Source organism: Amycolatopsis sp. WAC 01416 (assembly GCF_003947485.1).
Lineage (GTDB): Bacteria > Actinomycetota > Actinomycetes > Mycobacteriales > Pseudonocardiaceae > Amycolatopsis.
Genome location: NZ_QHHX01000001.1, coordinates 205,625 through 217,895 on the forward strand (window position 1 = coordinate 205,625; position 12,271 = coordinate 217,895).

Here is a 12,271-nt window from a genome sequence, read left to right on the forward strand (position 1 = left end):
TTGCGCGGCCCACCAGTATCCTTCGGGCACCGCAGACCCCGACAGAATGGCTGTTCCGGTGATTTCCTTCATTCTCGGCACCACGGCGGAACTGATCAAAATCGCGCCGGTCTACCACGGCATCCTCGAACGCGGGGTCCGGCCGAAGATCTGGTTCACCGCCCAGCACGTCGACGAGGTCTCGGACGTTCTCGCCGATCTGAACCTCCCCGAGCCCGACGTCTGGCTGGTGCCGAAGGAGAAGGCGCACAACCTGGAGTCGCCCGCGCAGGTGCCGGGCTGGGCCGCGCAGGTGCTGCGCACCGCGTGGAGCCGCCGCGCCGAACTGAAGGCCGCGCTGGTCGAGGACGGCCGTCCGCCGCTGGTGCTGGTGCACGGCGACACGTTCACCACGCCGTACGGCTCGCTCATCGGGAAGCGGATCCTCAAGTCGCGGGTCGGGCACGTCGAGGCGGGCGCGCGGTCGGGCAGCATCATGTCGCCGCTGCCGGAGGAGCTGAACCGGAAGATCGCCGCGAAGATCGTCGACATGCACTTCGCGCCGAGCGCGCGCGAGGTGAACAACCTCCGCAACGCGCGCGGTGTCGTCGTCGACACCGAGGCGAACACCGCGATCGACGCGATGCGGATGGCCATCAACGGCCCGCTCGACGTCGAGGGCCTGCCGGAGAAGTTCGGCCTCGCCACCCTGCACCGGTTCGAACTGGTCTCGCGCGCGGACAAGTACCGCGAGGCGCTGGAGATCCTGCGCGAGCAGAGCAAGCAGATGCCGATCCTCTACATGGCGGGCGCGCCCGAGCGCGAGAAGATCCGCTCGCTCGGCCTGGCGAACCTCTTCGACGAGAAGAACTTCATCCTCCAGCCGAAGATGCGGTACCTGAAGTTCCTGCCGCTGGTCGCGCGCGCCGAATACGTCGTCACCGACTCGGGCGGCCTGTCGGCCGAGTGCTACTACCTCGGCCTGCCGTGCGCCGTGCACCGCGAGCGCACCGAGACGCCGCAGCACCTCGGCGAGACCGTCGTGCTGACCGAGATGCGCGGGGACAAGCTGCAGAACTTCCTCGACACCTACCAGAACCGCCGCGGCGAGTCCTGGGTCGACAAGTTCCACCCGTCGGAGATCATCGTCGACACCCTGGCCCGTCTGGGCTACTGCTGACGCTTCGCGCGGCCTTCACGGACTGACATGAAAGGCCCCTTCATTGCAAATTTTGCAATGAAGGGGCCTTTCATGTCGCTTGAAGGAGGCTAGAGAGCCCGCCGTCCCGTCAGCCCGTCGCGATCGTCCGCGGCGGTCCGTGAAGGCCTCCTTGAGGGACCCAGAGTCCCTCAAGGAGGCCTTCACGGACCGCAGGCCGCATCCCGCAGCCCAAGAGAGAAGCTAGAGAGCCCGCCTGCCGGAGAGCGCCCGCCCCAGCGTCAGCTCGTCCGCGAACTCCAGGTCACCGCCCATCGGCAGCCCCGACGCCAGCCGCGTCACGGTCAGGCCGGGGAAGTCGCGAAGCATCCGCACGAGGTACGTCGCGGTCGCCTCGCCTTCGGTGTTCGGGTCGGTCGCGATGATGATCTCGCTGATCTCCGCGCCGCCGATCCGCGCGAGCAGCTCACGCATGCGCAACTGCTCCGGCCCGATGCCGGACAACGGGTCCAGCGCGCCGCCGAGTACGTGGTAGCGGCCCTTGAACTCGCGCGTCCGCTCGACGGCGAGGACATCCTTCGGCTCCTCGACCACGCAGATGACCGTGAGATCGCGGCGGGTGTCGCGGCAGATCCGGCAGGTCTCCTGCTCCGAGACGTTGCCGCAGACCTCGCAGAACTGCACGCCTTCCTTGACCTTGCCGAGCACTTCCTGCAAGCGCGAGATATCCGCGGGATCGGCCGCCAGCAGGTGGAAGGCGATCCGTTGCGCGCTCTTGGGGCCGACGCCGGGCAGCCGCCCGAGCTCGTCGATCAGATCCTGGACGACACCCTCGTACAAGCTAGCCGCCGAGCCCGGGGAAGCCGCCGAGGTCCGGCATTCCGCCGCCGAGGCCGCCGGCGAGCGGGCCGAGTTTCTGTTCGGTGAGCTTCTGCGCGTTGGCAGAGGCGTCCCGCACGGCCGCGACGACCAGGTCGGACAGGGTCTCGACGTCGTCGGGGTCGACCACCTTGGGGTCGATGGCCAGCGCTTTGAGCTGACTGTCGCCGGACACGGTCGCGGTGACCAGGCCGCCGCCGGAAGTGCCGGTCACCTCCGTGTTGGCCAGCTCTTCCTGGGCCTCGACGAGCTTCTGCTGCATCTGCTGTGCCTGCTGCATGATCTGCGACAGGTCGAAGCCGCCACCGGGTTGCACCATGATCCGATCGGTCCTCTCCTGGAAAATCCCGTGCCGCCTACCAGCCTAGCCGTCACCCGTGTGGCACCGTGGGCGCCGTGCGACGACGGATGGGCCTCATGGTGGCGATCGGCTTGACGCTGTTCACGGCGTGCGGGGTGGACACCCCCGCGTCCTCGCCGTCGAGTCCGTCCGCTCCGGGGACCACCACGGTCTTCACCACGCTTCCGCGGCCGAGTCCCACGACGAGCGCGCCGCCTTCGAGCGCGCCTCAGCCGCCTCCGAGCACACGGCAGCCGAAGACGGGCAAGGTCGTCGTGCTCGATCCCGGCCACAACGGCGGCAACTCCGGCAAGCCCGGCGAGATCAACAAGCAGGTCCCGGCGGGACGCGGCAAGACGAAACCGTGCAACACCACCGGAACCTCGACGAATTCCGGCTATTCCGAGCACGCGTTCACCTGGGATGTGTCGCAGCGGATCTCGCAGGCCTTGGCGGCCAAGGGAATCCGCGTCATCCTCACCCGGCAGAACGACACCGGGGTCGGGCCGTGCGTGAACGAACGCGCCGCGATCGGGAACGACGCCGAGGCGGACGCCGTCGTGTCGATCCACGCGGACGGCTCGAATTCCGCCGGAGCGCACGGTTTCCATGTCGCCTATTCCGCCCCGCCCCTGAACGCCCAGCAGGGCGAGCCCTCGGTGAAACTCGCGACGGCGTTGCGGGACGGCATCCGCGCGGGCGGCTTCCCGACGTCGACGTACCTCGGTTCGAACGGGCTCGCCCCGCGCGGTGACCTCGGTGGTCTCAACCTCTCGACCCGTCCGGCCGCGCTCGTCGAATGCGGGAACATGCGCAACGCCGCCGAGGCGGCGGCGATGGCGAGCGAAGAAGGACGTCAGCAGTACGCGGCCGTCATCGCGAAGGCCATCGAGGACTACCTAGCGGGCTAGGGCTCGGCTAGGCGCTTCCACCGCAGGCGCCGAGGCCACCAGCCCGTCCGGTTCCGTTTCCCGGGCGCCGGAACGGAAGGCGCGGACGCGGCGTCCCTCCCCCTTGCCGCGTCCGCGCCTTCCCACAACCGGAAGAGCTTCGCCCGCTCGTCGCGCCCGGCCCGGCAGACCGTCGCGATCCGTTCCAGCGGACCGAAGGCGACCGGAACGGTGGCACCGCTGCAGTAGCGATGCACCGTCGACCGGCTCAGCCGCGCCTTGGCGCCGATCCGTTCGTAGCTGTGGCCACTACGCCGTTTCAGCTCCACGAGCAGTTCCGCCAGGGCGCGGCCGTGCTCTCCAGCTGTCATGGACCCTCCCCGAATGGTGCCTACGAAGCGTCACCGATGGCCGCGCACGGGGACACACCTTTTCGCCCCAGCGAAAACCCTGCCGCCGCCTGCCGTCCCAGAGACGTCTCAGGCGTCCACGTTCCCGCAGGTCAGCGCCGCGTTTTCGTCTCACCCTCCCGGATCGAGGCGAACCGCTTGCCGGGCGGCGTCAGGCACGTTTGAGTTACCGCCGGGGAATGAAATGCCGTCTTGAGGGGGACATGGCATGACACTGCGCATGATCTTCGACCGGGAGGATCTCCAAGGGATCCGGATCGCCGAAGCACCCGACCCGTTGTGGGAACTGGTTCTCGGTTCACATCAACTGCGGGAGAACCACCCGTCGGCCTGGCGTCAGCGAGTCCAGCTGAACGCGCGGCAGAACGAAGAAGCGGCACGATCACTGAAGACGCTGTTCACGCTGGTTCCGCCGAAGGGGAACTTTCCCGACTTCCTGACCCCACCCAGCTCGGCGGGATCGTTCGAAAGCGGGCTCGAAGCGGTGGCGTGCACACCCCGCCGCCGGTTGAGCGCCGATCTCCGGACCGTGTTCACCGGCGCCGCGCCGCACTGGGTGAAACGGCTCGCCGACGGCGATCGCGAGGAGGTGCACGGGGTCGTCGGCGCCCTGCGCGACTCCTACGAACTGGTGATCGCGCCGTTCTGGCACGGCATGCGCGAGACCGTCGCCGCCGATCGCGCCCGGCGCGTCCGCACGTTGGCCACCGAGGGGGCGGGAGCGATGATGCGGGGCATCCCAGGCGTGCGCGGCTGGGACGGCGAGGTGCTGGAGATCGCGTACCCCCGGGAGCGGACCGTCCACCTCGGCGGCCGGGGGCTGACCTTGATCCCGAGCCGGTTCTGCGCGAACACACCGGTCACCTTCATCGATCCGGCGCTGCCGCCGGTGCTGCTCTACCCCGCCCGCGTGACGAGTGCCCGTCCGGCGGACACGTCCCCCGAACTGGTGGCGCTCCTCGGCCGGACCCGTGCCGAGAGCCTCGGCGCGCTGCGCGTACCGCGTACGACCAGCAAGCTGGCCACCTGCCTCGGCACCTCGATCGGCACGGCCAGCAAACAGGCCGCCGTGCTGCGCGAGGCCGGGCTCGTCTCCAGCGCCAGGCAGGGCGGCGCCATCCTGCACCACCTCACCCGCCTCGGCACGGCACTGCTCACCGGGGAACTCCACGAAGGGACCTCTCCATGAAATCGGTACTCGCCGTCGTCGCACTGCTCCTCGGCACGGCCGCCCCCGCCGCCGCCGCGACGGACTTCCCGGTGTTGCAGATGAACCTGTGCCGCAGCGGCGTCGCGAAATGCTTCGACCAGGGCGGGACGAACCCGATGGCGAAGGCCGCGAGCACGATCGTCGCGGTGAACCCGGCCGTCGTGACGGTGAACGAGGCCTGCTCGTCGGAAACGACGAAGCTGGCCGCCGACGTCAAGGCGCGGTCGGGCCGGGTCTACACGGTCGTGTGGCAGCCCGTCGGCAAGAAGGAGAACGGCCGGACGACGCCGTATCCGTGCACGTCAGGGCGTGGCGAGTACGGCATCGCGGTGCTGGCCAGACAGGACCTCGGCGCGGTGAAGGCGCGCGAAGGCGGCTACTACGGGCCTCAGGACGGCGGGGCGGAACAGCGCGCCTACCTGTGCGCGAAGTTCGGCACGGTCAACGCGTGCACCACGCACCTGTCGACGAAGCGGCCCGCGGTCGAACAGCAGTGTCAGGACCTGAAGGGGCTGCTGGCGAAGTACGGCACCGGCACCGTGTTCGGCGGTGACCTGAACCTGCGCTACCCGGGTGATCCGAGCGCGCAGGCGTGCGTTCCCGCCGGGTCGTTCCGGAAGGGCGACGGCAGCGTGCAGCACATCATCGCCGGGGGCGCCTTCGGCTTCGGCAGCTCCGGGAAGACGTCGATCCCCGGCACCGATCACCCGGCCTGGCGGGTCACCCTGACCCGCTGACCCCCGCATCCAGGTGACTACTTGCGTTCGTCGAGGGGGCGGGCGTTGAGGTGGTCGGCGAGGAGTTTCCGGGCGATCTCTTCCGGATCCTTCTCCGGCGGGAGCGGCGGAGGCGGCGGCGCGGGGCTCGCGTCCTCGTTGTAGAGGTCCTCGTCCTCCTCCGCCGGCTCGGGCGGGAGCGGGATGTCGGGCTCGGTCGTGACCACCTTCGACCGCTGGGGCTCCGGCTTCGGCACGGAAGGCGCCGGAGCGGCGGAGGGCGCTTCGGCTGACCGGCGGGTGAAGGAGCGCTCAGGCGCGGACGGCGGCGGCGCGGCCTTGGGAGCGGCGGCCTGCCTGGGCTGCGCGGCGCCGTGGACGCACCGGATCTGCCAGTCGTCTTCGAAGACCGCCTTGAACGCGGCCGCGATGCGCTCCGTGTGCAGCGGTTCGGAAAGCCTGCGGACCACCGGTTCCGCGTTGTGCGTGAGCGTGACGGCGTTGCCTTCGACACTCACCACACTCGCCTGCGTGAGCATCGCGCCGGTGACGGTGCCGCCCGGGATCTTGCGGATCGCGGCCTGCACCTGCGGCCACCGGGCGCGGATCCCGTCCACGTCCGTCGAGCCACCCGAAGGCGCTGCCGCCGCCGCGGGCGCGGCCGGCGGCGGGGTGGGCGCGGACGGGCGTTGCGGGGCCGGCCGTTCGGCGACCGGTTCCGGCCGCGTGACGGGCTGGGATGCCGGTGCGGCCTGCGGGGACGGCGCGGGCTGCTGAGCGGGTGCGGCGGGGCGTTGCGACGGCCGTTGGAACTCGCGGACGGGTTCACCCGAAGTCGCGGCCGGGACGGGCGCGGACTGCGCCACCGGAGCAGCCTGAGGGGCTTGCGCGGCCGGAGCAGCCTGTGCCGGAGCACTGGCGACGGGCGCCGGGGCCGAGGCGGCACGCCGCTCGAGCCGTTCGAGACGGGCGAGCAGCGCGTCGGTGCCCTCGGCGACCGACGGCAGCAGCATCCGCGCCGTCAGCAGTTCCAGCACCAGCCGCGGCGAGGTCGCGCCCCGCATCTCCAAGAGTCCATTGTGGACGATGTCGGCGTAGCGCGAGAGCGTGGCGGGCTCCAGTTTGCCCGCCTGCTCCTTCATCTTCTTGAGTTCGTCGTCCGGCGCGGCGACCAGCCCGCGCTCGCCCGCGTCCGGCACCGAGCGCAGCATCACCAGATCGCGCAGGCGGTCGAGCAGGTCGGTGGCGAACCGGCGCGGATCGTGCCCGGCCTCGGCGAGGCTCTCGACCGTGCCGAACACGGCCGCCGCGTCGTCCGCGGCCAGCGCGTCGACCATGCCGTCGATGAGCGCGACGTCGGTGACACCCAGCAGCGACACCGCGCGCGAGTAGTCGACGCCGTCCGGCCCGGCCCCCGCCAGCAGCTGGTCCAGCACCGATTGCGTGTCCCGCGCCGAACCACCGCCCGCGCGGATGACCAGCGGATACACCGCGGGCTCGACCTGCGCGCCCTCGGCGGCGACGTTGCGTTCCAGCAGTTCACGCATGGAGCTGGGCGGGATCAGCCGGAAGGGGTAGTGGTGCGTCCGCGACCGGATGGTGGGCAGCACCTTGTCCGGTTCGGTGGTCGCGAAGATGAAGATCAGGTGCTCCGGCGGCTCTTCCACGATCTTCAGCAGGGCGTTGAAGCCCTGCGTGGTGACCATGTGCGCCTCGTCGATGATGAAGACGCGGTAGCGCGAGTCCGCCGGGGCGTAGAAGGCCCTGTCCCGCAGCTCGCGGGCGTCGTCGACGCCACCGTGGCTGGCGGCGTCGAGTTCGGTGACGTCGACGCTGCCGGGGCCTTCGGGCGCGAGGTTGCGGCACGAGTTGCACTCGCCGCACGGATCCGGCGTCGGGCCCTTCGCGCAGTTCAGTGAACGCGCCATGATGCGGGCGCTCGACGTCTTGCCGCAGCCGCGCGGGCCGGAGAAGAGGTAGGCGTGGTTGATGCGCCCGGCGGCGAGCGCCGTACGCAGCGGATCGGTCACATGCTCCTGCCCGACGACCTCGGCGAAGGTAGCCGGACGGTACTTTCGGTATAGAGCTAGAGCCACGCGGCGAGACTACCGGGAGGGCACGACAGGTGAGACCGGCACCGACCCCCGGCAAGTATCCGGTCCGCTTCGGCACGGCCGAGCTGCTCCGGGACGCCGACCGCCCGAACGCCTGGATGATCTCGGTCGACGGCGTCGCCCAGTCGCACGTCAACCTCGACGACCCCACGGATCTCGAGTTCGACTACATCCGCCGTATCGCCGACGTCGTCGACTGCCTCGGCGAGGGCCCGCTCGACGTACTGCACGTCGGCGGGGCGGCCTGCACGCTTCCGCGCTACATCGCCGCCGCGCGGGCGCGCTCGCGGCAGCTGGTCTTCGACGCCGACGGCGAGCTCGTCGCGCTCATCCGCGAGCAACTGGGTCTGAAGGGCCTGAAGGTCCGAGTCGGCGACGGCCGCGAAGGCGTCTCCAGCAGGTACGACGCTTCGGCCGACCTGGTGATCGTGGACGCTTTCGAGCGCGGAGTCCTGGCCGGTGGACTCGCGACCGTCGAGTTCACGAACGAGGCCGCGCGCGTCCTCCGGCCGGCCGGGACCTACCTCGCCAACGTCTCCGACGGCCCGAACCTGCCGTTCCTCCGCCGGTTCCTGGCGACACTGGCGACGTCGTTCCCGCACCTCGCGCTGCTCGCGGAGCCGGGTGTCCTGCGGGGCCGCCGGTTCGGGAACATCGTCGTCGCCGCTTCCCGCGTCGAACTGCCGGTGACCGAGATGACCCGCCGGGCCGCGTCGTCCGCCTATCCGGCCCGCTGCGTCGCTGGTGAAGACCTCCGCGACCTGCAAGGCAAAGCGAAACCCATCACCGACGCGGACGCCCTGCCGTCACCTGTGCCGCCGAAGGACGTCTTCGGGATCTTCTAGAACGCACGTGAAGGTCAACCGTGTCGTGTTCGCGGACTGGCCGGCAGTGCTCGAGCGGCTGGCAAGTCCGGAGTCGCCGGGCCGCGAAGACCCCTTCTCGCACCTGGCGCAGGGCCCCGGAAGAGTCGCATAACCACTGATCAAGCGGGCAGCGAGGCGGCGGCGGGCTTGTCACGGTGACCTGGCGCCTCCTCGACTGTCCACAGGGGACAGTTCCGGGGTGGCAGTGCCCGATTCGAGCGTTTTGCGGAGGGTCGCGAGTGTTTGGGAGGGTTAGAACCCTCTCTTGGATACCTGCGCGTGGCTTGCGGCTTTGCTCGCGTGCAGTACATGAAGGTGTGAAGGTCGAGTTCCCTCGGCTGAGCCGAGGCAAGGAGTCCTTCACGCGCCGCCGTTCGCTGCTGAGGCTCGTGATGGCCTTCCGGGTCGCCCCAGCGACCGACCGTGGGGGTCCGGGGGGGCGAAGCCCCGCCGGGCGGGCGTGGGGTTGCACCCCACAAAAATGAGGGGATCCCGCGCACCCGTCAGAGCTTGCTTATCCTTGCTGCCTTCCGGCCCTGGGGAGGTTCACAAGATGGACGCCGCGCGGGATCCGAGGACCAGTGTAGTCACTCCCGTCCACGCATGGAGGACAGTGGGGGGTATGAGTACTCCGACCTGGGTAGATGTCCTCAAGGCCGCCGATGCCGTCCACCCGTTCGTGCGACACACGCCGCTGCTGCGCGCCGAGGTCGACGGGCGGCCGCTGGTGCTCAAGCTGGAGCATCTGCAGCGGAGCGGGTCGTTCAAACTGCGGGGCGCGGTGAACGCGCTGCTGAGCGGGCCGTTGCCGGAGCGGGTGCTGACGGCGTCCGGCGGCAACCACGGGCTGGGCGTGGCGACGGCGGCTTCGCTGCTGAATCTGCCCGCGACGGTGTACGTGCCGGAGTCGGCTCCGCAGGCGAAGGCGGCCAGGATCGAGGCCGCGGGCGCGAAGCTCATCCGTCACGGAGCGACGTACGCCGAGGCCGCCGCGAAGGCGCTCGAAGCCGCCTCTGAGCCGGGTACGCGGTATCTGCACGCGTACGACGATCCCACCGTCGTCGCCGGTCAGGGCACTGTGGCGGCCGAAGTGGTCCAGGACGCGCCGGACGTCGACGCGTTCTTGGTCGCGGTCGGCGGTGGCGGACTGGTCGCGGGCACGTCGCTGGCCGGGTTGCCGACGTACGCCGTCGAGCCGGAGCGGTGCCGCGCGCTCGACGCGGCGCTGGCGGCGGGCGAGCCGGTGGACGTGGAGATCGACTCGGTGGCGGCGTCGGCGCTGGGCGCGACCAGGATCGGGAACGTCCCGTTCGCCGTGCTGCGCGAGCGGGTGACCTCCGTGCTGGTCAGCGACGCGGAACTGCTCGCCGCGCGGGACCGGCTCTGGGAGGAGTTCCGCCTCGCCGTCGAACCGGCCGCGGCCGTCCCGTTCGCCGCGTGGCTGGCCGGACGGACCGAAGGCGAGCTGCCCTGCGTGATCCTGTGCGGCGCTAACAGTGACTGGACACCCGGAGCCTGACTCGGAACTCTGTCCGCCCCGGACGGCTGGCGACCCCGACCTGTCCACCGTGCGCGGAGACGACGGCCGCGACGATGGCCAGCCCGAGTCCGGTGCTGCCCGCCGCCCGTGACCTCGAATCGTCGCCGCGGGCGAAGCGTTCGAAGACGTCCGGGAGGATCGACGGCGGAATACCCGGACCACTGTCGGCAATGGACAGTGTCACCACCGAGTCCACTATGGATAGAGAGGTGGCGACCTCGGTGCCGGTCGGGGTGTGCGTGCGCGCGTTGCCGAGCAGGTTGATCACCACCTGGTGCAGTTGATCCGCGTCGCCGAGTACGGTGATCGGCTCCGGCGGCACCTCCAGCAGCCACTTGTGCTCCGGCCCGGCGACGTGCGCGTCGGCGACGGCGTCCGCGACCAGCCGCGACAGATCGACCGGCTGGTGCACCACCGGACGGCCGGAGTCGAGCCGCGCGAGCAGCAGCAGATCCTCGACAAGGCCGGTCATCCGCGTCGATTCCGACTCGACCCTGCCCATCGCGAACGCGATGTCCGGCGGCACCTCGGAACCGGACCGCCGGGTGAGTTCCGCGTAGCCGCGGATGGCCGCGAGCGGGGTCCGCAGTTCGTGGCTGGCGTCCGCGACGAACCGGCGCACCCGGCTCTCGCTGGCCTGCCGGGCGGACAAGGCGCTCGCGATATGGCCGAGCATGCGGTTGAGCGCGAAGCCGACCTTGCCGACCTCGGTGCGCGGATCGGTGTCCACTTCGGACACTCGCTCGGACAGCGCGACCTCGCCGCGATCCAACGGGAGTTCGGCGACCCTGGTCGCGGTGGCGGCCAGGCGGTCGAGAGGTTTCATGGTGCGCCGCACGGTCACCGCGCCGAGCGCACCCGCGAGCACGATGCCGCCGATGGCCACTCCGCCGAAGATGAAACCCAGGTTCCACAACGTGTCCGTGACGTCCTTTGTGGGCAGTCCGGTGATCGCGACGCTGCCGTTGGCCGCCGATTTGGCCACCACGCGGTACTCCCCGAGTGCCCCGAGGTCCACGTCGGTGGGCTTGTCGGTCGGCGTCGACCGCAGGAGCACGGACATCTGGGCCGGGCCGAGCGGGTCGTGGGGGAACGGATCGGCGATCTTCGCGTCGTAGCTGGACCGCAGCACCGCCGCGATCACCCGCCCGTCCGGGAGGATGTTCACGAACAACGAACCGGTGCTCTGCCCGTACGCGCGCAGGCCCTCGGGAACCCGTTCCCCGCCGGGACGGCCCGGTGGCGGCGGACGGCTCGCGCGTTCACTCGTCTCGGCGAGCCGGGCGTCGAGCTGGTCGAACAGGAAGTCGCGCAACGCCAGTTCGGTCACCACGCCGACCACCAGGCAGACGAGCGCGAGCAGCCCCGCGACCTGCGCGATCAACCGCCGTCGCAGCGACCACGGCCGCCTACCCCGCGGGTTTGAGGACATACCCGGCGCCGCGCATCGTGTGGATCATCGGTTCCCTGTCGGCGTCGATCTTCTTGCGGAGGTAGGAAATGTACAGCTCGACGATGTTGGCCTGGCCGCCGAAGTCGTAGCTCCACACCCGGTCGAGGATCTGCGCCTTCGACAGCACCCGCTTCGGATTCCGCATGAGGTAACGCAGCAGCTCGAACTCGGTCGCGGTCAACGGCGCCAAATCGCCGCCGCGGTGCACTTCGCGGCTGTCCTCGTCCAGGGTCAGGTCTCCGACGACGAGCGTCGAACCGCTCGGCCCGGCGACCCCGCCCGCGCGCCGCAGCAGCGCGCGCAGCCGCAACGCGACCTCCTCCAGGCTGAACGGTTTGGTGACGTAGTCGTCGCCGCCCGCGGTGAGCCCGGCGATCCGGTCCTCCACCGCGTCCTTCGCGGTCAGGAACAGCACCGGCAGGTTCGGCACCTCGGAACGCAGGCGCCGCAACACGTCCAGGCCGCTCATATCCGGCAGCATGACGTCCAGCACCACCGCGTCCGGCCGGAATTCCCTGGCGACGCGGACCGCCTCGATACCGTCGGCGGCGGTACGGATGTCCCAGCCCTCCATGCGCAGCGCCATCGACACGAGCTCGGACAGGGTCGCCTCGTCGTCGACGACCAGCACCCGCACGGCGCTGCCGTCGGCGCGGCGCAGGCCCGCCTTGCCGGAACCGGACGAAGGGACGTTCACACTGGTCATGCTGCCATC

The 12,271-nt window shown here is 70.4% G+C and carries 12 protein-coding genes and 1 other RNA gene; 6 read left to right on the forward strand and 7 right to left on the reverse strand.

Annotated features, from left to right (window positions below; genetic code table 11):
• Nucleotides 1-46 precede the first annotated feature (46 nt).
• On the forward strand, nt 47-1,159 hold the full coding sequence (locus tag DL990_RS01020) for a UDP-N-acetylglucosamine 2-epimerase (protein WP_125784958.1): 1,113 nt from the start codon (nt 47-49) through the stop codon (nt 1,157-1,159).
• 222 nt (nt 1,160-1,381) lie between these two features.
• Here DL990_RS01020 and recR read toward each other — a convergent pair whose 3' ends face one another.
• Both recR and DL990_RS01030 read right to left on the reverse strand, forming a co-directional pair.
• Nucleotides 1,382-1,978: a recombination mediator RecR gene (gene recR, locus DL990_RS01025; RefSeq protein WP_125784957.1), complete on the reverse strand. Its 597-nt coding sequence runs from the start codon at nt 1,976-1,978 to the stop codon at nt 1,382-1,384.
• A gap of 1 nt (nt 1,979) precedes the next feature.
• Complete coding sequence (locus DL990_RS01030; RefSeq protein ID WP_125784956.1) at nt 1,980-2,336, reverse strand: YbaB/EbfC family nucleoid-associated protein; 357 nt, start codon at nt 2,334-2,336, stop codon at nt 1,980-1,982.
• An 89-nt stretch (nt 2,337-2,425) separates the two neighbouring features.
• Here DL990_RS01030 and DL990_RS01035 point away from each other — a divergent pair, with 89 nt between their 5' ends.
• The gene (locus tag DL990_RS01035) at nt 2,426-3,268 is read left to right on the forward strand and encodes an N-acetylmuramoyl-L-alanine amidase (RefSeq protein WP_125785022.1); all 843 of its coding nucleotides are present in this window, start codon (nt 2,426-2,428) and stop codon (nt 3,266-3,268) included.
• Here the strand turns inward: DL990_RS01035 and DL990_RS01040 are convergent.
• The gene (locus DL990_RS01040; RefSeq protein WP_125784955.1) at nt 3,265-3,618 is read right to left on the reverse strand and encodes a helix-turn-helix transcriptional regulator; all 354 of its coding nucleotides are present in this window, start codon (nt 3,616-3,618) and stop codon (nt 3,265-3,267) included. The two genes, DL990_RS01035 and DL990_RS01040, sit on opposite strands and share 4 nt — an antisense overlap.
• Before the next feature lie 247 nt (nt 3,619-3,865).
• Between DL990_RS01040 and DL990_RS01045 the strand changes: the two genes are divergently transcribed.
• Nucleotides 3,866-4,846 (forward strand): helix-turn-helix transcriptional regulator, encoded by a 981-nt coding sequence (locus tag DL990_RS01045; RefSeq protein ID WP_125797637.1) that lies wholly within the window; start codon nt 3,866-3,868, stop codon nt 4,844-4,846.
• On the forward strand, nt 4,843-5,604 hold the full coding sequence (locus DL990_RS01050) for an endonuclease/exonuclease/phosphatase family protein (protein WP_125784953.1): 762 nt from the start codon (nt 4,843-4,845) through the stop codon (nt 5,602-5,604). Before DL990_RS01045 ends, DL990_RS01050 begins: the two co-directional genes overlap by 4 nt.
• A 17-nt stretch (nt 5,605-5,621) precedes the next feature.
• Here the strand turns inward: DL990_RS01050 and DL990_RS01055 are convergent, their stop codons facing one another.
• A complete protein-coding gene (locus DL990_RS01055) occupies nt 5,622-7,679 on the reverse strand; it encodes a DNA polymerase III subunit gamma and tau (RefSeq protein WP_125784952.1) in 2,058 nt (685 codons plus the stop codon).
• A 29-nt stretch (nt 7,680-7,708) separates the two neighbouring features.
• Between DL990_RS01055 and DL990_RS01060 the strand changes: the two genes are divergently transcribed.
• A complete protein-coding gene (locus DL990_RS01060) occupies nt 7,709-8,542 on the forward strand; it encodes a spermidine synthase (protein WP_125784951.1) in 834 nt (277 codons plus the stop codon).
• Between the two features lie 502 nt (nt 8,543-9,044).
• Here DL990_RS01060 and ffs read toward each other — a convergent pair.
• Nucleotides 9,045-9,139: signal recognition particle sRNA small type (gene ffs / locus DL990_RS01065), an RNA gene on the reverse strand.
• Nucleotides 9,140-9,185: 46 nt separating this feature from the next.
• Here ffs and DL990_RS01070 point away from each other — a divergent pair.
• Nucleotides 9,186-10,082, forward strand: coding sequence for a serine/threonine dehydratase (locus DL990_RS01070; protein ID WP_125784950.1), 897 nt, complete (start codon nt 9,186-9,188; stop codon nt 10,080-10,082).
• Here DL990_RS01070 and DL990_RS01075 read toward each other — a convergent pair.
• Nucleotides 10,054-11,535, reverse strand: coding sequence for a HAMP domain-containing sensor histidine kinase (locus DL990_RS01075; RefSeq protein ID WP_125797638.1), 1,482 nt, complete (start codon nt 11,533-11,535; stop codon nt 10,054-10,056). The two genes, DL990_RS01070 and DL990_RS01075, sit on opposite strands and share 29 nt — an antisense overlap.
• Nucleotides 11,513-12,262: a response regulator transcription factor gene (locus DL990_RS01080; RefSeq protein WP_125797639.1), complete on the reverse strand. Its 750-nt coding sequence runs from the start codon at nt 12,260-12,262 to the stop codon at nt 11,513-11,515. The genes DL990_RS01075 and DL990_RS01080 overlap by 23 nt, the downstream gene beginning before the upstream one ends.
• Nucleotides 12,263-12,271: the final 9 nt, after the last annotated feature.

Coding starts and splice junctions, on each gene's coding strand:
- DL990_RS01020 (WP_125784958.1), top strand. CDS start 47: ATGGCTGTTCCGGTGATTTCCTTCATTCTCGGCACCACGGCGGAACTG.
- DL990_RS01030 (WP_125784956.1), bottom strand. CDS start 2,336: ATGGTGCAACCCGGTGGCGGCTTCGACCTGTCGCAGATCATGCAGCAG.
- DL990_RS01035 (WP_125785022.1), top strand. CDS start 2,426: ATGGGCCTCATGGTGGCGATCGGCTTGACGCTGTTCACGGCGTGCGGG.
- DL990_RS01040 (WP_125784955.1), bottom strand. CDS start 3,618: ATGACAGCTGGAGAGCACGGCCGCGCCCTGGCGGAACTGCTCGTGGAG.
- DL990_RS01045 (WP_125797637.1), top strand. CDS start 3,866: ATGACACTGCGCATGATCTTCGACCGGGAGGATCTCCAAGGGATCCGG.
- DL990_RS01050 (WP_125784953.1), top strand. CDS start 4,843: ATGAAATCGGTACTCGCCGTCGTCGCACTGCTCCTCGGCACGGCCGCC.
- DL990_RS01070 (WP_125784950.1), top strand. CDS start 9,186: ATGAGTACTCCGACCTGGGTAGATGTCCTCAAGGCCGCCGATGCCGTC.
- DL990_RS01075 (WP_125797638.1), bottom strand. CDS start 11,535: ATGTCCTCAAACCCGCGGGGTAGGCGGCCGTGGTCGCTGCGACGGCGG.
- DL990_RS01080 (WP_125797639.1), bottom strand. CDS start 12,262: ATGACCAGTGTGAACGTCCCTTCGTCCGGTTCCGGCAAGGCGGGCCTG.